At 62.1% G+C, this 19,968-nt stretch carries 19 protein-coding genes; 4 read left to right on the forward strand and 15 right to left on the reverse strand.

Features of this window, described 5'->3' with window-relative positions:
* Window positions 1-12: 12 nt before the first annotated feature.
* The 5 genes from NZ740_00445 to NZ740_00465 are packed head-to-tail and all read right to left on the reverse strand — an operon-like array spanning window position 13 to window position 5,431.
* Window positions 13-927 (reverse strand): hypothetical protein, encoded by a 915-nt coding sequence (locus NZ740_00445; GenBank protein MCS6770477.1) that lies wholly within the window; start codon window positions 925-927, stop codon window positions 13-15.
* Complete coding sequence (locus NZ740_00450; protein ID MCS6770478.1) at window positions 924-1,916, reverse strand: N-acetylmuramoyl-L-alanine amidase; 993 nt, start codon at window positions 1,914-1,916, stop codon at window positions 924-926. Before NZ740_00450 ends, NZ740_00445 begins: the two co-directional genes overlap by 4 nt.
* Before the next feature lie 17 nt (window positions 1,917-1,933).
* Window positions 1,934-3,442 (reverse strand): hypothetical protein, encoded by a 1,509-nt coding sequence (locus NZ740_00455; protein ID MCS6770479.1) that lies wholly within the window; start codon window positions 3,440-3,442, stop codon window positions 1,934-1,936.
* 25 nt (window positions 3,443-3,467) lie between these two features.
* Complete coding sequence (locus tag NZ740_00460; protein MCS6770480.1) at window positions 3,468-4,634, reverse strand: glycosyltransferase family 4 protein; 1,167 nt, start codon at window positions 4,632-4,634, stop codon at window positions 3,468-3,470.
* Entirely contained in the window at window positions 4,631-5,431 is an 801-nt protein-coding gene (locus NZ740_00465) for a glycosyltransferase (GenBank protein ID MCS6770481.1), read from the reverse strand. Before NZ740_00465 ends, NZ740_00460 begins: the two co-directional genes overlap by 4 nt.
* A gap of 76 nt (window positions 5,432-5,507) precedes the next feature.
* Here NZ740_00465 and NZ740_00470 point away from each other — a divergent pair, with 76 nt between their 5' ends.
* Entirely contained in the window at window positions 5,508-6,479 is a 972-nt protein-coding gene (locus NZ740_00470; protein MCS6770482.1) for a GDP-L-fucose synthase, read from the forward strand.
* A gap of 6 nt (window positions 6,480-6,485) precedes the next feature.
* On the opposite strand, the gene ftsW is transcribed toward NZ740_00470, so the two are convergent.
* From ftsW to NZ740_00520, 10 genes are all read right to left on the reverse strand, one after another.
* Window positions 6,486-7,619: a putative lipid II flippase FtsW gene (gene ftsW / locus NZ740_00475; GenBank protein MCS6770483.1), complete on the reverse strand. Its 1,134-nt coding sequence runs from the start codon at window positions 7,617-7,619 to the stop codon at window positions 6,486-6,488.
* Between the two features lie 80 nt (window positions 7,620-7,699).
* Entirely contained in the window at window positions 7,700-8,722 is a 1,023-nt protein-coding gene (locus NZ740_00480; protein ID MCS6770484.1) for a LysM peptidoglycan-binding domain-containing protein, read from the reverse strand.
* On the reverse strand, window positions 8,719-10,041 hold the full coding sequence (gene murD / locus NZ740_00485; protein MCS6770485.1) for a UDP-N-acetylmuramoyl-L-alanine--D-glutamate ligase: 1,323 nt from the start codon (window positions 10,039-10,041) through the stop codon (window positions 8,719-8,721). Before murD ends, NZ740_00480 begins: the two co-directional genes overlap by 4 nt.
* Before the next feature lie 84 nt (window positions 10,042-10,125).
* Window positions 10,126-10,818: an HAD family phosphatase gene (locus NZ740_00490; GenBank protein MCS6770486.1), complete on the reverse strand. Its 693-nt coding sequence runs from the start codon at window positions 10,816-10,818 to the stop codon at window positions 10,126-10,128.
* An 11-nt stretch (window positions 10,819-10,829) separates the two neighbouring features.
* A complete protein-coding gene (polX, locus tag NZ740_00495) occupies window positions 10,830-12,557 on the reverse strand; it encodes a DNA polymerase/3'-5' exonuclease PolX (GenBank protein ID MCS6770487.1) in 1,728 nt (575 codons plus the stop codon).
* Window positions 12,558-12,602: 45 nt separating this feature from the next.
* On the reverse strand, window positions 12,603-13,037 hold the full coding sequence (locus tag NZ740_00500) for a hypothetical protein (protein ID MCS6770488.1): 435 nt from the start codon (window positions 13,035-13,037) through the stop codon (window positions 12,603-12,605).
* A 29-nt stretch (window positions 13,038-13,066) separates the two neighbouring features.
* Window positions 13,067-13,621 (reverse strand): ribosome recycling factor, encoded by a 555-nt coding sequence (frr, locus tag NZ740_00505; protein MCS6770489.1) that lies wholly within the window; start codon window positions 13,619-13,621, stop codon window positions 13,067-13,069.
* 15 nt (window positions 13,622-13,636) lie between these two features.
* Window positions 13,637-14,329 (reverse strand): UMP kinase, encoded by a 693-nt coding sequence (gene pyrH, locus NZ740_00510; GenBank protein ID MCS6770490.1) that lies wholly within the window; start codon window positions 14,327-14,329, stop codon window positions 13,637-13,639.
* A gap of 200 nt (window positions 14,330-14,529) precedes the next feature.
* On the reverse strand, window positions 14,530-15,012 hold the full coding sequence (locus tag NZ740_00515; GenBank protein MCS6770491.1) for an NYN domain-containing protein: 483 nt from the start codon (window positions 15,010-15,012) through the stop codon (window positions 14,530-14,532).
* A complete protein-coding gene (locus NZ740_00520) occupies window positions 15,009-16,034 on the reverse strand; it encodes a LacI family transcriptional regulator (protein ID MCS6770492.1) in 1,026 nt (341 codons plus the stop codon). Before NZ740_00520 ends, NZ740_00515 begins: the two co-directional genes overlap by 4 nt.
* Window positions 16,035-16,234: 200 nt before the next feature.
* Between NZ740_00520 and NZ740_00525 the strand changes: the two genes are divergently transcribed.
* Genes NZ740_00525 through NZ740_00535 form a run of 3 tightly spaced genes read left to right on the forward strand, consistent with a single transcriptional unit; the run spans window position 16,235 to window position 19,954 of the window.
* A complete protein-coding gene (locus NZ740_00525; protein ID MCS6770493.1) occupies window positions 16,235-17,173 on the forward strand; it encodes a PEGA domain-containing protein in 939 nt (312 codons plus the stop codon).
* Window positions 17,170-19,092 carry a hypothetical protein gene (locus NZ740_00530; GenBank protein MCS6770494.1) on the forward strand — a complete coding sequence of 641 codons (1,923 nt, stop codon included), beginning with the start codon at window positions 17,170-17,172 and terminating at the stop codon, window positions 19,090-19,092. Before NZ740_00525 ends, NZ740_00530 begins: the two co-directional genes overlap by 4 nt.
* Window positions 19,085-19,954 carry a HEAT repeat domain-containing protein gene (locus tag NZ740_00535; protein MCS6770495.1) on the forward strand — a complete coding sequence of 290 codons (870 nt, stop codon included), beginning with the start codon at window positions 19,085-19,087 and terminating at the stop codon, window positions 19,952-19,954. Before NZ740_00530 ends, NZ740_00535 begins: the two co-directional genes overlap by 8 nt.
* The last annotated feature ends 14 nt before the right edge of the window (window positions 19,955-19,968 follow it).

The raw sequence follows: 19,968 nt of genomic DNA on the forward strand, positions 1-19,968 counted from the left end.
CTGTTCGTGGATTCAAGGGCGGGTGGATCGGCGCCGATCCCCGGGCAACGCCCCCCTCTGAATCACGATTTTTCGGCCGGACGGACGACGCGGGTCAGAGGTGTCGTAAACGACGAATTTGACGCCGGGATATTCCCGCGCGAGTTCCGCACGAATGAACTGCTCGACGGCCTCCAGGTTATGACGGTCGTCGTCGGAAAAACCGATGCTGACCCTTTCCGCGCGGCGCCGGCCGCGGAGCAGGCTCATGGCGTGCTCAACAAACTCGCGGATGGCGGCCTGTTTCGCCTTTTCCGGGCTCTCGGCGCCGCTGAGGCGGTGGCCCATCAATTCTTGGAATTCGGGGGAGGTGACCCCGCGATAGCGACAGAGGTCGAGATATTGCTTGAGAACCTCGCTGTCGGACAGTCCGTACGGATCTCCATCGAAATAGGCGATGTATCCGCGGAGATTATCGATCATTTTTTTCTTTTCCTTCGGCGTCAGCACATGCTCGATGAAATACTCGACGCCCTGCCGGATCGACGCGGCGCTGTGTGAGCGGGCGGTGATGATCGCAAAGAGGCGGCCTTCAACGAGAGCATTCCGAAATTTCCGGAAGCTCGGGGCGCCTTTTGCGCGGCCCTCGATAATGGGCTGGAGCGCCTTGCGCGTGTCGTCAAGGAACGCTTCCGCGCCCCGGGAGCCGATGTCGTAAAAATCCGAGAAGGCGCGGTCCCAGTCGTTGCCGAGCGGCCGGCAGTTTTTCATGGTTCGGCGGATGCGGGCGAATTCGGCGGTCGAAACATCCCAAGGGATCCAGCCGCGCGGCGTCTTTTTTTCGAGATGAATGCGGGTGGGCATGTGCAGGATGTTGTCGTCCCAGTCAAACATGTAGTACTTGAAGTGGAGGGGGCGGCTCCTCTCCCCAGCGGGTCTACGTCTCATGGGCCCTCTCCTTGAGAGCGGCGTACCAGATGGAGATACGCCAAAATGCCGCGTGCGATGCTTTCGGCAAGGGTGGCGCGATACGACTCCTTGAGCAGAAGGGCTTCCTCCTGTGGATTGGACACGAATGCGCATTCGATCAGCAGCGCGGGGCACGGCGCATTTCGCAGGACAAGGAAGCGAGAGCGCCGCACCCCGCGATCTGGCGCCCGGAGCCGCTGCAGCATCGAACGCTGGATGAGGTAGGCAGCGATTCCGTTGGCCGCTTCGTAGCGATTCCCGGGCTGCGTGAGGTTGGACAGGCCGCCGGCGGTTGATTCGTATCCCGCGGCGGCGAGCACGTAGGTCTCGATTCCCGCCGCCGAGGTGTTGGCGGCGGAGTTTAGGTGAATGCTCACAAATAGGTCGGCCCGCCAGCGCGCGGCCTTTCGGGTGCGCTCGTCTAGTTCGACAAATCGATCGTTCTCGCGGGTGAGATACACGCGCACGCCAGCATTGACCAGATGGGCGCGAATGCGGCGCGCGAGATCAAGCACGACACGTTTTTCTTCCACCCCGCGGCGCCCTTTGGCACCGGTATCGTGGCCGCCGTGTCCGGGGTCCAGAACCACGATCCGGTGGCCGATCCCGCGGAGATGCCGCTCCGGCCGGATCAGGGGATCAATCACCGTGCGCGCATCGACCTCGCGAATGGACCATCGGTCGCGAATCCGCTCCAACGGTGCGTGCATCCAGACCGTAACGCCGTCGACGGTGGCTTCGCGGCTGTCCACTTTGAACACGATCTTCCGCGTGCGATTTTGAAGGATCAGGCGCTGATCGTCGGGGCCAGAGAGGCTCATGTCGTAGGCGCGCGATAGCTCACGCAGCGGCACATATTTCTCCTTCTCGTGCCAGAAAACGGCGAATCCATCGCTCCGCGCGAGGATCGCCGGAATGCGGATCCCCAGAACAAAAAGCACACAGAGGACGGTGATCAGCGGACGCATCTGCGGCAGGCCCGGTTTCAGCGGCGTCGGTAGAGATAGCAGCGCTCATCGCTGCCGAAGACGGTTTGGTCGACCTTGTACACCATCTCGAATCCAGCTTTGGAAAGATCGAGGGGAGCATCCAGTAGCAAGTAAAGGGGCTGAGGAGGGGGGACGGCCTGCATAGCCCGGAGGATCGCCCTGTCGTAGGGCATTTGGTGGGCCTCGACTGTGGCGTGATCCTGGCGGACAAAGGTCACGCGGCGGTCGAGCGCGACATTCCAAAAGGTCGCTCCCGGCAGATAAAGGGGAAGGCTGCTCAGATGCCAGTAGCGGTGAACGGCGATGGGCTTGTCGAGCAACCCGTTGCGCTTCAAGTAATCCGCCATTCGGGCGGTTCCGGAGAAATCGAGGCGCCGGTCGAGATCATGCAGTTGGAAGGCAACCGGCAAACAGATGACGGCGGAGATGCCCAGCACGAGGCAAGCAATCCGGAGGCGATCTCCGTATTCGGACCATCCTTTCGGAAACGGCAACGCCCAGCGGTCAGGTTCTGAGCGCGCAATCCAGTATCCCCACATGAGCGTCAGCGGCACCACACCGTAGTGGCGCAAACCTGAACCCTTGTAGAGGGCAATCACAAAGTTGGCGACCAAGATCGAGGTGACAATCAAAAGCGAAATCGGCCTGCTCGCAAACGGTAAGAGAGTCAAGGCCAGAAAAAGCCAACCGGCCGGAATCAGGAAATCACCCGGACTGAGCATCGCAAAAAACGCGCCCACGACATACTTGTGGACCTCATTGAAATTATAGACGTAACGGTGCGTTGTTCCGCCGCCGATCAGTCCCACTTGCACGAGACAGAGCAGAACCCCCAATGCCATGACTCCAACGGCTGCCCACTTCCGCGGCTCCGCCGTGCGAGCCAGCAGTAATTCCAGCGCATAGGCGCCTACGAGCGCAGCGCCGACAAGCACCATGTGGACATTCGTGTTGCTGAGCAGGAAAACAAGGACTGCATAGCGAAAGGGATGGTCGAATCGGCGTTCATAAAGCCACGCGACGGCAAACATGAGCAGGAAGCCGATCGCATAGACGCGCATTTCCATCGCGTACTGCCAGAAAAAATAGAAAGAAAACGCGCTGGCGGCCTTTAGCCACATCGGCAGCGGCGCTCGAAATAAAAAGAGGGCCATCACGCCGAGGACGACCCCATAGTGGAGAAGTCGCATAGCGTCGAACGAAAACCCCGCCTTGGCGAATGGCAGTAACATCAAATACCACAGTGCAGGATGAGCCTCGAACCGCAGGTCGTAGAAGAGTTCTGCCAAGCCCGCATCCCGAGCATATAGCCACGCTTGGGCTTCATCGCGCCAAGGCTCATGCGCCCACGTAGTGACCCACACGTTCCATGCGTAGACGACAAGCAGCAGCCAGGCGACCACTCGGGACACGAGGTCCGGGCGCTCCCGGATGAGGCTGAGCGCCTGGCCCAGCTCGGGGGGCGACTCATGGGTTTCTTTTCTGGGGGCGGCTCGCTTCGACATATGCGCGCAGTTTTTCCGTTCGCATTCAGGAAAGCGAGTTTTTTGAGGGCGATCCCCTTCGAGCCGCGGCCCGAAACGCCTCCAGCGTCGTTCGGGCGGTCCGGTCCCAGGTGAACTCGCCCGCTCGGCGGCGCGCCGATTCCCGAATCCGCTCCCGATCGGTCGTCGATAGGCTCACAAGTTCCATCATGGCCTCCGCCCACCTCGATTCATCGCGCCCGTCGGCGTAGCGCGCGGCGCCCCCCCCGACCTCTCTCGTAGAACCTTGACCGGTCGCAAGGCACGGCGCCCCTGCGGCCATCGCCTCCAGCAACGGCAGTCCGAACCCCTCGTATAGGGAGGGAAACACGAAAGCGGCGCAAGCCTGGTAAAGCGCCACGAGCTCGCCGCGCGCGACGGCGCGGACTCGGTGCACACGTCCTGCTGGCGCCACGGCCATGGCGCGCTGCAAAGCCGCCTCGCCGCGTCGTTCCCGGCCCACAATCAGGAGGTGATGCGGGACTGACCCGGCGATGCGGCTGAACGCGCGGACAAGAAAATCGAGGTTTTTGTGCGGGTGGCTGTGGCCGACAGTAAATAAAAACGGCACGTTGGCCGGCAGATATCGGCTCTGCACCGCCTGCACTTCCGCGGCTCCCGACGGCTCGAAAAAAATTCGGTCTACGCCAAGAGGCGTCACGGAAATCCGTTCCGCTGGCGCTCGGGTGTACCGCTTGATTTCATCCGCCGAAAAATTGGAGATGGCCAAAATGCGGTCGGCCCGCGTCGCGGCCAAGGTAACCAGCACGTGAGTAGTCCAACGGGCAAGGGTCGATAGGTCCTCGGGGTGGCTGCGATACTGCATGTCCAGAATGGACACGACCTGCGGACACGGCGCCCACAGGGGCATCGTATAACCGGGGGACCACAGCAGATCCGGTCGGACGGCTCTCAGCTTGGCGGGAAGGAGAGTCTGCTCCGCCACGATGCGGGCGTGGCGGTTGGAGGCGCGCAGGGGTAATCTCAAAAAGGAAAAGCTTGCTGCGCCTCCGAAATGCTGCCGTAAAAACGTGTCGTTTTCCTCATTTGTTATGAGGATCAACTGAACCGCAGGGTCAGCCGCCGTAAGGGCGCGGAGCGTTTCAACGAGGTAGGTCTCCGATCCTCCCACTTCGCCGGGAATGAGGAAGAGCGTATTGACTGCAACCTTCATTCTCCGCCCGCCCATCGCCGCGCGGCGGCCATGCAGGTATAGCAGCCCACGATCCCCCACCGCACAAACCAGTGGATCGCGGTTTGAGGCGCGAAACGTCCCGCATCCGCGCGAGCGGCTTCGAATTCCTCGCGAAACTGGCGGACGAAATGCTGACCGCTTATCGAAGCCGCATGCCAGCGGAAATCTGCCAGCGGCGGCCCCGGGATCCGCGCTGCAGCGCCCACACGCCAAAGGCGAAGGAGGAACTCGTAATCGAATGCCGCTTTGAGGTCCAACCGGAGCGGGCCAGCCGCCTCGACGGCGGATCGGCGAAAGAAGGACGCGGGCTGGGAAATATAGTTGATGCACTGGAACACAAAGCGACTCGAAATCGGAAAAAACAGCTCCTTAAACCGGGTGATGCCCCGGCGGATTTCCGCGCCCTGCTCGTCCACGATTCGGCAACGACCGAACAAAAAAGCGGCATCGTGATGTTTTCGCGCGGCCTCCGCTACGCGGACAAGAGCCCCTGGAGAATACGCGTCATCGGCGTTCAGCCAGGCGACCCAATCCCCACTAGCTGCTCGAAAACCTTTGTTGATCGCGTCCGCTGGGCCCTTGTCTGGCTCGACGATCAGGTGGTCGATGCCGTCCTTGTATTTCTCGATCACAGCAAGCGAACCATCGGTACTGCCTCCGTCCACGACGATGTGCTCGACCTGAACGCCGCTCTGGCGCTGGGCGTGTACACTGCGAAGACATTCCTCAAGGTGACGCGCGCCGTTGAAATTCGGGGTGATGACGCTGATCTTCATCCGGAAAATATGCTGTAAACCGCGGCGACACGGTTTAGGATGACAACAAACGGATCAAGCGGAAAGTCCGCACGGCATGACAAAGAACTTTTGGAGCAACAAGCGTGTGTTGGTGACCGGAGGGTCCGGCTTTCTCGGCCATCACGTGATTGAGGCGATCCGCGCCCGCGGCGCCACCGACATCGCCGCGCCCCGCAGCCGGGATTATGACCTTCGGAAGCCAGAAGCGGTGCGGGCCTGTTTACGCGACATCCGACCGCACATCGTAATCCATCTGGCGGCGGTGGTCGGCGGAATCGGCGCCAATCGCGCCCACCCGGGCAAATTCTTCTACGACAATGCGGCAATGGGCATTCATCTCATCGAAGAGTCGCGACTGGCGGGTGTCGAAAAAATGACCAACATCGGCACCATTTGCGCGTACCCCAAGTTTACGCCCGTGCCCTTCAAGGAAACGGACCTCTGGAACGGCTATCCGGAAGAGACGAATGCGCCCTACGGCCTTGCGAAGAAGATGATGCTCGTCCAAGGGCAGGCGTACCGTCAGGAGTACGGCTTCAATTCGATCTTCCTGCTGCCGGTCAACCTGTACGGTCCGCGAGACAATTTTGACCCGGAAAGCTCCCACGTCATCCCGGCGCTCATTCGAAAGGCAATTGAAGCGCGCGAAACCGCCGCTCGGACGATGACTTGCTGGGGCACCGGGCGAGCCACGCGGGAATTTCTTTATGTTGAGGATTGCGCTCGAGCGATTGCACTGGCGACGGAGCGGTACGACGGACCTGAGCCCGTCAATATTGGCAGCGGGATGGAAATCAGTATCCGCGAGCTCTCGGAGAAAATCGCGCGAATGTGCGGATTTGAGGGGGAGCTGGTCTGGGATACGAGCAAGCCCGACGGCCAGCCTCGGCGCTGCCTCGATACGACACGGGCCTGGGAACTGTTTGGATTCCGCGCCGAAGTGCCGTTCGACGAGGGACTGCGCCGAACCATCGACTGGTATCTCGAACACCGCCATTCTCCACTGGCGAGCGCCCGAAAAGGCTAAAGTTGTCTAAAGGCGTCGGACGCGATCCTTGACGGCCGTCAACGTGGGATCGGCGTCCCCCGCATGGCGGGCGACGCTTACCAGCATGCCTACCATCGTCAGCGATACGACTAGACTGGTCCCGCCGTAGCTGATGAAGGGCAATGGGATGCCCTTGGTGGGCAAACTGCCCGTCACCACGCCGATGTTGATAGCGGCCTGGAAGGCGATCATGCACGTCAATCCCAGCGCGAACAGACGGCTAAAGAGATCTGGCGCCCGCGCAGCAATCCGCAGGCCAGTGAAGAAGAATACGGCGAAGAGCGCAACGACACCGAGCGAAGCCGCCAGACCGAGCTCCTCCCCGATGATCGCGAAGATGAAATCGTTGTGCGCCTCGGGCAGGTAATACCGCTTCTGGAGGCTGTTCCCAAGACCCACGCCACCGCCCCCGCCCATCACAAACGCATAGATCGCGTTGAGCAACTGGAACGCCTCGCGCTCCGCATACGCCTCGGGATCCCGGAAGGCGATGATCCGGCGATAGCGGACCTCATTTTGCATGATCAGGACCGTGAGCGCGCCGGCAGCCGCCGCACCGGCAAGCAACAGATGCCGGAATCGGGTTCCACCCGCCCAGAGAACGGCAAACCCAACCAGCCCCATCAGGATCGACGTGCCGAAATCTGGCTCGGCCAGGACGGGAAGGATCAAGGCCCCCATGAGGAAACACGGTATGGCGAGCCCCGGCACCCACTCCCCCGCACGTCTCCTCACCCGGCTCATCCACCAGGCCAGCAGCATCACCAGCGAAATTTTGGCCAATTCAGAAGGCTGAATCGTGGTAAAGCCAAGGGAAAGCCAGCGGCGACTCCCCTTGACGGATATTCCGATGCCTGGGACCAGCACCAGCACCAACAAGACGAATGCCGCGATAGCCGCGGGCAGGGCCATTTGCTTCCAGGCGGCCGCCGAAACGCGCGATGCCACGAGCGCGGCAACCACGCCGATCAACAGCGCGACTGCCTGACGCCTGACGAAATAATGAGGGTCGTCAAAACGCGCCAAGCCATGAACGGAACTCGTGCTCGCAAGCATCACCAGCCCGATCGCGGTGAGCGCCAGCACCGACGCGACGAGTATGGTCGTCGTTCTCCACATGTCCGGGTGCGGCCCGGCGGCTAACAAGCCATTCGCCGGCGCGCGCGGCAGCCCGGCTATTTCATGACCCATTGCTCCGGTCAGGGAGATGCTAGCGGAATCTTGATCTTCTGACCGGGTCGAACTTCCGCGCCTTCTGGAAGGCCGTTCAGCGCCAGGATCTCGGACCGCAAAACGGCAAAATTGCGGGCGATGTCATCCAGCGTTTCATTGGGCCGGACCGTGTATTCAAACGGGATCTGAGCCGGCTCGAGCTGTGCACCCGCCGGAGCTGGGGGCGGCTGGGGCGCTGGCGCAGCCGGAGTTTGCATGGGCGCGGGGGCGGCCGCCGGCACGGGAGCTGGCGCTGGTGCAGCGGGGGCTGCGGGATCGGCCGGAGCAGTCGATGGCGCCGCTCGTGGTGCCGCGGGGGACGGAGCTGGACGCTGCGTCGCCGCAGGCTTCTGAGCTCCAGCCGGGATCTTCAATTTCTGACCGACCCGAATCAGGTCAGACTTCAAATTATTGACTTCTTTGAGGGCGCGAACCGTGGTTCCGTGCCGCGCGGCGATGACCGACAGGCTGTCCCCGGACTTCACGACATATTCACCGCCGGCAGCGACCGCAGTCGTTTTCTGTTCTTTCTTAGGTGTCGGTGCCGGTGATGCCGCAGGCGCCGGCGTGGCGTAGGGCGGCAGCTTTAATTTTTGGCCGACCCGGATTTTGTTGGGATCCTGAATGTTGTTGAGATCCTGGATCTCGCGGACGGTCACCCCATAGCGCCGCGCGATGCGGGAGAGGGATTCACCGGGCGCGACCGTGTGGGTTTGAAGCGCCGCGGCCTCGAGCGATGGCGGGGCGGGTTCGACAACTTCGGGCGGCTGAAAAGTCGGTTTGGGTACAACTGTTGGAGGGGCGACGACATCCGCTCGGGGAGGCATGATCGGAGCCGGCGGCGGCTCCACCGACGAGGGCGGCCTCGTCTGACAACCTTGGAGTGAAAGAAATCCCGCTATGGCGAGCACGTGCGCGCCAGCGATCGCCGCGACCACCCGGCCTCGGCTCCGACCGGACCGATTCTCCGACGAGACGATCCCATTTTCGAATTCAGATGTTTTCTTCATGCGCTGCTCCTGGCGATCGACTCAGCGATCCGCCGAAAGATGACTCCTCGTTCGATGTAATTCGCGAATTGATCAAAGCTCGCGCAACCTGGCGACAACAAAATGACATCTCCTCGCTCCGCCTCGCTCCAAGCCGCGCGAATCGCGTCTTCCAGCGAACCGCAGACTCGGCAAGGAACCACGTCTGACCAGGCTGACTTCATTGCGTGCGTTGATGCTCCGATAAGATAGACAGTACGCGCGCGGCAAGCGAGCATTTGTTTCACACTATCGAGATCAGATTGCTTTAACAGGCCGCCAGCGATCAACCGAACGGGGCCGGGCGCCATCTGCAGCGCGGCGGACATGGCGGATAGCGTGGTCGACTTGGAATCGTCTATGAAGGTCACTCCGCGCGATTCGGCGACCTTCTGCATTCGATGCGGAAGCGGCTCAAATTCGCGCGCCGAGGTTTCGAGCGCCCCGATTGGCAACCCTGCGGCTACAAACGAGGCCGCGACCGCGGCGGCATGCGGTCCCAAAACGGGATTGTCGAAATACGTGCCCTGAATCCGCAAACATTCGCCGTGCCGAAGCACAATGGATCCCGGCCGCCATTCCGCATCGCATTCCGGACTCACGCCGAAGGTCAGCCAGCGCCCCCGGCCGCCAGCGGCGGCTCGCATGCGATCAAGCCAGGAGGGCGGGCTCAGGCACCAGTCGTCGGACCCGACGTTGGCAAAGAGGCGCGATTTCGCGGAGATGTAGGCATCCATCGTTCCATGCCGATCGAGGTGATTCGGCGCTATATTGAGCAGGATCCCGATATCCGCGCGGAATCGCACGGACGCCTCAAGCTGAAAGGAGCTGGCCTCGATAACCAACCAGTCCAGATCCTTTTTCTCCGCCACCACTCGACATACGGATGGTCCGTAATTCCCGCAGGGCGCGGCTCGAAGCCCAGCGGCCTGCAACGACTCGGCCGCCCACTTGACCATCGTACTCTTTCCATTAGTTCCAGTGATTGCGAGAGTCTTTCCGGAAAACCGACTCCAACCCAACTCGAATTCCGGAACGATGGGGATGCCGTGCTCCAGCGCTTGGCGAACCCACGGGTGAGATAGCGGAATGCCGGGACTGATGACGCATAGATCCGCGTCGCTCGGCCACGGCGGCCGATCACCTGTTGGCACGGCGCTGACGCCGATCGCATGGAGGGCCGCCAGCGCGGAATCGGACGGAGCACGGTCCCACACGGTCACGCGCGCCCTTTCCTTGCGCAGCAACAACGCCGCACCAAGCCCGCTCTCCCCTGCGCCGAGGATTACGGCATGTCGCACAACGCGATCGGGTCGGGGAACAAGAGCGCTGGTGCAGCGAGAGTCGGATTGATCAACCCGTTCCACCTGAAGCAACGCCCCGGGCTACCCCGCCGCCCGACCCGCCACGCGATGGAGGTCCTCGATGTCCAGACCATCGAGAGTGTTGAGGATGGCATCCGCCGCGCCGAGTTCCTTGGCTTCGTGCGTATTGGTAACGGCGAGTACCCGAAGTCGTGCGGCCTTTGCCGCGGCAATTCCGGTCGGAGTGTCCTCGATAGCCAGGCAATCCGGCGGCTCGAGTTCGATGTTTCGCGCTTCGGAGAGCCGGCGGACGGCCAATCGGTAACAAGCGGGGTCGGGTTTTGACGCGGACACATCGTCCGCGGTCACCACGGCGTCGAACGCGTCATGAAGGTCAAGCTGCCCGAAAATCGGCTCAAGGTCCGATCGAAGCGCGCCCGTACAAAGCGCAAGCGGAAGTCGACCGCGCAGGCGGCGAATGAGCGCGAGCGTATCGGGGAACGGACGGGGCGGCTCTGAACTCACCATGTGGTGAAACGTCGCCGCCTTGCGAGAGACCAGCCGGCGGACCTCCTCCTCTGTGATCGGGTGGCCGGCCTGTCTAAGAACGGCTTCAAAGACGCCCCGGTCGTCATTACCGATGAAATCGCGCACATAGACGTCCCAGGAAAAGCCGAGCCCCATGGGCTCGAGAACACGGTTGAGTGCCTCGAAATGGAGCGCCTCGGTGTCGACGATAATGCCGTCGAAATCAAATACAACGGCCTTTAGCACGGTTCCATCCCTCATTCGCGGATGCGGCGAAGATACGCCAGCAACTCCGGCAGCGGAAGCGTGTTGAGGACGTCGCCGGGTTCGAGCCAACCTCGGCGCGCCTGACCGATCCCGTATGCCATATTGGCCAGCTCCGCGGTCTGATGGCCATCGACATTGATCGCAATTTTGACGCCGGCTTCCTTCGCGAGCCGACAATGGACATCGTTCAGGTCGAGCCGCATGGGGTTTGCGTTGAGTTCCAACACGCGGCCCCGCGCCCGCGCGTGTTCGATTACGCGCGCCAGGTCGATTTCAAACGGCTCTCGCTGCTGGATCAGCCGGCCGGTCGGATGCGCGAGAATCGTGGCATAACGGTTGTCGAGCGCCCGAAGAACTCTCTCCGTTTGCTGCTCGCGGGAAAGATTGAATTTGGAATGGACAGAGACGACCACGAGATCGAGCTCCTTCAACACGCTATCGTCGAGGTCAAGCGAACCATCTTCGAGGATATCGCACTCGATGCCCTTCAGCAGGCGGATGCCCTTGAGGCGAGTGTTCAGCCGGTCGATCTCCTCGATCTGACGCAGCAGCCGTTTTTCATCCAACCCGTGGGCGACCGTGAGCCGTTTCGAGTGGTCGCAGATCGCGAGGTACTCGTATCCCCGCGCGCGCGCCGCCTCGGCCATCTCCTCCAAGGTGTTGGCGCCGTCGGACCAATCGGTGTGGTTGTGCAGATCGCCTCGGATGTCGGCCAGCTCCACGAGCCGTGGTAGCGCGCCACGGGCGGCGAGCTCGATTTCTCCGCGGTCCTCGCGAATTTCCGGCGGCGGAACGGCGAGTCCCAGCGCACCATACACCTCCTCTTCTGTCCGACCCGCGATCCGCTCTTCTCCCCGCATGACGCCGTATTCGTTGACCTTTAACCCCTTCGCCTGCGCGATCTTCCGGATCGCAATGTTATGTTCCTTGCTGCCCGTGAAATACTGCAGCGCAGCCCCGAAACTTTCCGCCGGAACAACGCGAACATCCACCTGCAGACCAGCCCTGAGCCGCGCGCTCGACTTGGTTTCACCGTGCGCCAGCACATCCGCGACTTCATCATATTTGACAAACGCATCCATCACCGCGGCTGAATCGGAAGCCTCCACGAGTATATCGAGATCCCCGATCGTCTCCCGTGCGCGCCGATAGCTTCCGGCGGGCTCAACCCGCTGGACGCCGGGGACGGCCCGTAGGTGCCGGCAGAGCGCCTCCGCGTGAGGCGACATGGCGGCGCGCTGGAAACGGCGCCCCTCCCGCTGCCGGGTCTGGATTGCGTGCAGAATGCCCGACTCGATTTTCTCGCCGAATCCCTTCAATTGGCGGATTTTTCCCTCTCGCGCCGCGGCGGCCAACTGGTCGAGGTCCCGGATGTTCAGCTCGTTGAACAACGTCTTCACGCGTTTGGGGCCGAGCCCCGGCAATCGCAACATGTCCAAAAGGCCCGCCGGAAACTCGGCGCGCAGCTCTTCAAGCTGCGCGATCCGGCCGGTGATCACGAGCTGCCCGATTTTGAGCGCCAGGTCCTTGCCGATGCCCGGAATCTGCGTCAGGTCGTCGCCGCGGTCGACCTTTTCGCGCAGCGGCTCCGGATATTCGGCCAGCACGCGAGCCGCGTTGCGATACGCTCGGACGCGGAAGGGATTTTCCCCCTTGATTTCCAGCAGATCCGCAATCTCGTCAAAAGCCGCCGCTATGTCCGCATTGTGGATCGGCATCGCTCTCCCTCCCTTGAGCCCGCCATACGCCCGCGTCTCGCGCCGTCAGCGGGAGGCGGTCCAGCGCCCGTCCGCCGGCGGGCCGACCACGACTCGCCACGTTCCGTCCAGCCGCGTCCGTTCGGCATCCGGCTGGCCCCACCACTCGACAATCAAATTCCCCTCGTCATGGATCGAGGCAAATTCGACCCGATTGGAGTGAACCGTACCCGTGATCGGCGCCCTGCCGAAGGCGCTGTCGGCGAGCGAGCCGCGAAGCGCGCCGTCGCGCTGTTCGAAATCGAACTGCACGGATGCCGCGCCGCCCTCATACAGCCGAGCACCGACAAACGTGCCGTCGAGACCGGGAAGGGAAGCCGCGTTTAGCCCCGCCTGAGTTGTCTCCTTCGGTTCGGCCTCAACCTCGCTCTCGCTGCACCCAACGGCAAGAGCCGCGGCGAGCACCGACCCGAATCGCGCCAGACGTGGGATCCTGATCATGTCGTGTCCTTGAGGGGAAGGCGGTCCCGTTACACCGCCATGATGTCCTTTTCCTTCGCAGCCACAAGGTCATCAATTTTTTTGATGAACGAATCGGTCAGTTTCTGGATCTCCTCGATGCCCTGGTCGCGCTCGTCCTCGGTAATCTTGGAGTTCTTCTGCAGCGCCTTGATCATGTCATTCGCGTCGCGGCGGATGTTACGCACCGCCACCCGCGCCTCCTCGGCAACGCGTTTGGCCACCTTGACCAGTTCCTTTCTCCGCTCCTCACTCAATTCGGGGATCGGGATCCGGATCACACGCCCGTCGTCCACCGGCGTGATGCCGATATTCGCCGCAAGGATCGCGCGGCAGATGGCCTCTCGCGCTGAGGGGTCATACGGATTGATCACAATTAGCCTCGGTTCGGGCGTAGAGATGCCCGCGATCTCGCGGAGGCGGGTTACAGCGCCATAGTATTCGACGCCGATGTTCTCCACCAGCGCAGGCGAAGCCTTGCCCGTTCGAATCCCGTGCAGCTCTTGTTGGAGATGGGCGAATGATTTCTCCATCTTCTCTTCGGCATCCAGCAGAATGTCATCCAACGATTCCATCGCGGTTCACTCCGTGACCAGCGTGCCCACCGGGCGTCCGGTGACCGCACGCAAGATTTCGCCTTTCTTGAAAAAGTTGAAGACCAAAATGGGGATTTTGTTTTCCTGGCATAACGAGAACGCAGCTGCGTCCATCACCTTGAGCTGACGCGTTAGGGCCTCAAGGTAGGTGATCCGCTGGAAACGCCGCGCCGTCGGGTCCTTCAACGGATCGGCCGTGTAGATTCCGTCGACCTTCGTCGCCTTGAGCAGGACGTCCGCGCCAATTTCGCTCGCGCGGAGAGCCGCGGCGCTGTCGGTGGAGAAATACGGGTTCCCCGTCCCCGCCGCAAAGATCACCACGCGGTTCTTTTCGAGATGCCGGATCGCGCGGCGCCGGATCATCGGCTCTGCGACGGCGGGCATGTTGATCGCGGTCAACACCCGCGTGTGGACGCCCATCGACTCCAGCGTGGATTGCAACGCGAGGGAATTGATCACCGTGGCCAGCATGCCCATGTAGTCGCCGGTCGTCCGGTCCACCCCGCACTTTTCCGCCGTGATGCCCCGGAAAATATTGCCGCCACCGACCACAACCGCGACCTGAACGCCGAGCGCGCGCACGCGCTTGATCTGCTCCGCTATCGACTGCAGCACCGAGGGGTCCAGGCTCTCCCCCGTCTCGGCATTTTGGAAGGCTTCCCCGCTGAGCTTGAGCATCACGCGGCGATATTTCGGTTTAGCGGTTTTTCGAGCAGCCACAGGTGGTCTCCGTATCGGGCGTCGATTCAGAGCGGGAAATGTAACGGCCGCGCATTTTACAGACGATGGAAATTTTTAGAACAATTTTTCCAGACCATGGAAATGCGCGTCTTGCCGAGGAGCCCCGCCAATAGCAAAACGACGGCGAACCGAGCGGATTATGCGCTGGGGAACACGTCGCCGATCGTAAAGCGCGGAGGCGGCCGTCTGGCTGTATGCGCCTGGTTGATACCGGACTCGACTCGCTCCAGCCATTCCAAGAATGTTGTGCACGACATCGCCATGGCATTAGCTGCTGAGACGGTGACGAGCTCGAGACGGTCCGAACTCACAACGCACACCGAGGTAGGGTCCGGATCCGCGTGGACCATCTGCTCGATAACGGCGTCCGCCGTTCTGCCAGCCGGCGCGAAAATGAGCGAGAGCCGACCCGCTGCGATCTCCTCGCGGTTCGCCACCTGGCCATCAAACACGATCACCACTTCCTGGGCGAGCGCGGCCGCCACCCGATCGATCCGGCGAATGAGCCGCTCTCGAGCATGCGACAGGCTTTGACCCCTTTGGCGAGTCGCCGAAGATTCGCGAAAAAGGAGACTGTAGCCGTCGATGATCAGACGCCGAATCTCGCCGGACCGGCTCACGCGCGGACGGGCGCCGGACCGGTGGATTCGCGCAGGACCAACCGCACCGATACCACCTGCTGAATGGGCGCAGGTGAGGTTTTATGGAACAAGCCAAGCGCCGCATCCACCGCCATACGGCCAATCGCGAACAAATCATGGTGAATGGTCGTCAACCCGGGGTTCGTGAACGCCGCGGCGGGCATGTCGTCCACGCCCATCACCGAGATGTCATCAGGAATTTGCAGCTTCCGCTCGCGGAGGTAACGCATCGCGCCGATCGCCATTTTATCATTGCCGCCCATGATCGCGGTGATGCCGGGGTGGCGCTCGAGCAGCCAACGCGTGGCCTCGTAACCGCCCTGCTCGCTGAACCAGCCATCCGCCCAGACAATATCGGATGCAGCGACCCCGCCGTCGATGCAAGCGCGGATGAAAGAGTCGCGCAGGTCCAGTGCGGTGTAGGTGTTGGTCCCACTCAGGAAGCCGATCCGGCGGTGCCCCAACGAAAGGAGATGCGACGCAGCCAAACGGGCGGTCTCGCGATAGTCGGCCATGATATAGCTGACCGGCTCGCCAGGAAAGTAGTGGTTGACAAGCACGAACGGGAGGTTTTCCCGGACAAGCTGCAGCAGATACGTATCGTGCACGGAAGAGCCGATGAACAACATGGCATCCGCCCGCCGAGATTTCAGAAGGTTCAGGTGCTCGCCGGAAGCGACAAAACGCTGGTTGGCCACATCGAGGAGGACCTTGTATTGAACCTCGGAGGCGCGGTCGTAAATGCCGCTGACGATCTCCCCGAAATACGTGTCCGCAAAGACGTGATTCAGGTCCGGTACCACGACGCTGAACACCTCGCTCGACTGGGAGGCGAGACTCCTTGCAAAGGCATTCGGCTGATAATTGTGCTTGGCGATCGCCTGAAGAACCTTTTCGCGCGTCGCCGGGCTGATCCGGGGGTTGTTGTTCAACACCAACGACACCGTGCTCAGCGACACGCCGCATTCCTTTGCTATGTCCTTGATCGTTGTTCTGGTCATGAATGTGGAGAGTATTATGAATTTATTAGCCTTCTCGTGCAACCATGAATAGACCCCGACCGGCCTCGTAGTTCTGCGATGCCAAGGCGTCAGCCTCCGTGATGCCGTGAATAAATTGACATGTCACCTCGTCGAATTTGAGGTTCGCGAACCTGTCGCGGACAAGTTATCGTTATAAGCCTTCAATCGGAGATGGAGTCATGAAAGGAATCTTTTCCGCGATCGCCTTGATCGCAGCCGTGGCGGCGGCCGCTGCATCGGATACGCCAATTCGGGCCCTGGTGCTGGATTTTGAGGACCGCACTGGCCAGATCGGCGATTCCCTCCTCGGCGGCTCGGTTTCGCGAGACGCCCTGGCAGAGAAGGGCGCATTTCTCGTCGGAAAGGCCTTCGCGAATCGGCCCGAATTCAACCTAGTGGATCGCCGGGATTTTCTGCGGCAGCTCGAGAGGAGCGTGCCTATGGATGAAGGCCGGCCCACACCGGTCCGCCCATCATTTTTGCAGGCCGCTCAATCGCTACGAGCCGATGTGGTGATCCGAGGATCACTCTTGAGCGTTTCACCCGGCAAGCAGTTGATCCATCAGGGGGGTTATGAGACAGAGCTGGCCACTTTCAGCGTTCGAGTTGGACTCGAAGCGCTAGACGCTCGGGATGGCTCGATTATTGCCGCTAAGGACGGTGTGGTGCGACGGCAAATCCGGCAGACCGAGGCCATGGCGACATTCCTTGGAGAAGACGATCTACTCGAGATGATGGAGCAGGCGCTGAATCAAGCGGTGCCCGCCATAGAGCGTGCGCTCACGGAACGCGCCCAAGCCGCTCGAAGCCGGCCGACGGCGCGCCTGTCGGTCCGAACGAGCGCCGATCCCGCTTTGGTGGAAGTGGACGGCGTGCTCGTCGGCGCCACGCCTATCGAGGGCCTCAATTTGTACCAGGGTGACCATGTGCTGGCGATCTCGCGGCCGGGCTATCAGACGGTGACCAAACGCATCCTGCTGGAGCGGGACACCTCAATCGAAGTCCCCATGTTGCGAGACCAACTGACGGCCGATGAGCTCAAAGAACTTTACGAAAAAATGCAGTTGAACCTGATCCGCGTTGAACCGGGTCTCATCCTTCGCCAGGTCATTCCGTGATCCGGATGCGACCCGGCCTTCGCACGGTCCTTGCCGCATCCGTTGTCATAGGGGGCGTCCTCACTGCACGCGCTATCAACCTTAGCGAGCCGGAAGCACTAGCCTTACACAGAGCGTTGGCCGCGCTCAACGCATCCGAAGCAGACCTCGGTTTCCAGAAAGACGTGGCCGAGCCGCTCGACGCCTTCGATTGGATCCGCCGCGCGCTGCATGACCCGCTGGCGCTGAATCGGGCGGGCCAGACACTGCTGGACACCGCACAGCTCAAGGATCCCGAGGCGCTCTGGGAGCTGGCGAGGACGCTGATGGAACTTGAACGCGCCGATAGTGAGACGCCTCCGGAGATGGACACCGATGTTCTCGCCCGCATCCCTGACCAGTTTCGTCCCGCGCTGAGTCGGTTTATTCGCGAAGCGCGGCGGGCTGAATCGCTCATCGAGCGCGCCCTTCAGCCGCTTTCGGATGATGAAAAACAACGGCTTGCGGCGACCGCGCTTGGCGGGGCATTCCGTCTTCGCGACGATGCCGAAGCCAGGGTGTCGTTCACGCGGGCCGGAATCGGAGAAGCCGCCATCGAGGCACAGATCCGGAGCATAGATGAGCTCGATGCGCGACCCGCCGGCGAGGCCTTCATCCGGACCGGATTGCGCTTTGGCCATGCCGTCGCGCTAGAAGCCGGCCGGATCGCGCACCGCGCGGCGCGTGAACTCGCCGAGGCCGCGGCAACCATATCCGACTGGCCGGAACAAACCCTGATCCTCGACGTGCCTGCATTCGGACGAATCGTCCTCCTTGGGACGCAGGAATCGTCCTTCTCCGAAACCGCTCCGCTGATCATCGCGCCCCGCGGAAGTCAGCGATACACCGGACTCGCCGGCGCCGCCAACGGCCTGGCGGGCAGCCCACTCAGCGTGCTCATCGATCTGGAGGGTAATGACGTCTACGAATCGCGCGATCTGATGGGCGCGGCGGGCGGCCTGTTCGGTGTCGCTGTCGTGGTCGACCGGGCGGGGGACGACACTTGGCGGTTGGCCCATACAGGTCTTGGCTGCGGGATTTGGGGCGCGGGGATCCTCGAGGATCAGGACGGCCACGACCGTTACGAGGCCGCCACCTTCTCCCAAGGGGCCGCACTCTCCGGCGTCGGGCTTCTGATCGACAACTCGGGAAACGACCGCTACGCCGTGGGCCACCACGGCCAGGGATTCGCCGGATGGCGGGGATTTGGGCTTTTGATCGACGGAAACGGACAGGATGAGTATTTCGCCGGAGGCCGGGAACCTGACCACGAACGAAATCCCCATCGTTTCCTAAGCCTCGCCCAAGGGTTTGCCATCGGCCCGCGGCCCTTCGCTGGGGGCGGTGTTGGGGCTCTGGTCGATCTCGCTGGGAACGATGTCTACCTCGCCGATGTGTTCGGGCAGGGCGCGAGTTACTATTATGCGGCGGGTCTGCTCATCGATGTCGGCGGGCATGACCTGTATGTCACGCACCATTACGGGCAAGGTTGCGGAATCCACCTTAGCCTCGGGCTCCTCGCGGACCTCGAGGGCGACGACCGCTATCTCGGCGGAATCCTGGCGCAAGGAGCGGCCCACGACTTTGCGGTTGGGTTCCTGCTCGACCGCGCCGGCCGCGACACCTATGCGGCCGACCGCCACGCGCAGGGCCACGGCATGAACAATTCCGTTGGAATTCTCATTGATTCCTCGGGCGATGACGTCTACGGAGCGCGCGAGGCGGAGACTGCGCAAGGAGTTGGGAACACCGGAGGATTCCGCGAATCGGGCAGTCTCGGTCTGTTGCTGGACCTTGCGGGACACGACCAGTACTCCTCCGGAGCACGGGACGGCGCGATCGCCATCCGCGCCCTCTATGGTGCCCTCCTCGACGATCCAGCGGGGGTGGACGGTGATTAAACTGGTCGCCTGCATCATGTTCGTGCTGATCGCCGCGGAGCCCTCACCCGCCGGTCCTGATTACGACGAGCTGTTACGGCGCGCTCTGCAATATGGCGATACGCCGGCGCGCCGCGCCGAAAAAGAAGCAGCCCGCAAAGAATTGGATGCACTCGGCGCCGACGCATTGCGCGCCATGGTAGACCGGATGCACATGGAGAATCTGATGCTGCATGTGGTCGCGCATGAGTTTGTCGAGCGGCAAGTTCCGGCCGCCGAGGGCATCCCGGTGCTGCGGAGCGGATTGGATTCCCCCCATGAGCAGACCCGGCGCGCCTGTGCGTTCCTACTCGGTCTCTATCCGCGGGACGACGAGTCCATCCCCCGCCTGCTGCGGATGCTGGACGTCGAGCGGGAGCGAAATGCCGCGCTGAGAACGCTGGGTCTCTGGCGAGTCGAAGAGGCACATGCGCGCGCAAGAGGTCTCCTCGCGGCCGACGCCGAACGTACCCGAATCGCGGCGGCAAACGCGCTCGCGCGATTCCGTTCTCGCGCGGACATCGACGCACTGCTTGACGCGCTCGGCGACTCCTCAATCCTCGTGCGAAACGCCGCGGCCCGCGCATTACTCGAGATCGGCGCTCCTGCGAAGCCTTCCGTGCGCCGAGCAATTCGACGGGCCGAGGGCGCCCGGTTGCGTGAACTGATCCGACTTGCGGGCATCTGGAGAGATCGCGCGGCGAAGCGGGACCTCGCGCGGCTGAGCCGCCATCCCGATCCGCAGATCCGTGCCGACGCGAGATGGGCTCTCTCCCGAATCGACAGATCCCAGCCGCCCCGCGATCGTCTTGTGGACCCGCAATTTTACGGCCGCATTCGTTGAGGGCGCCACGGCTT

This window comes from Kiritimatiellia bacterium, from assembly GCA_025054615.1.
Lineage (GTDB): Bacteria > Verrucomicrobiota > Kiritimatiellia > CAIVKH01 > CAIVKH01 > JANWZO01.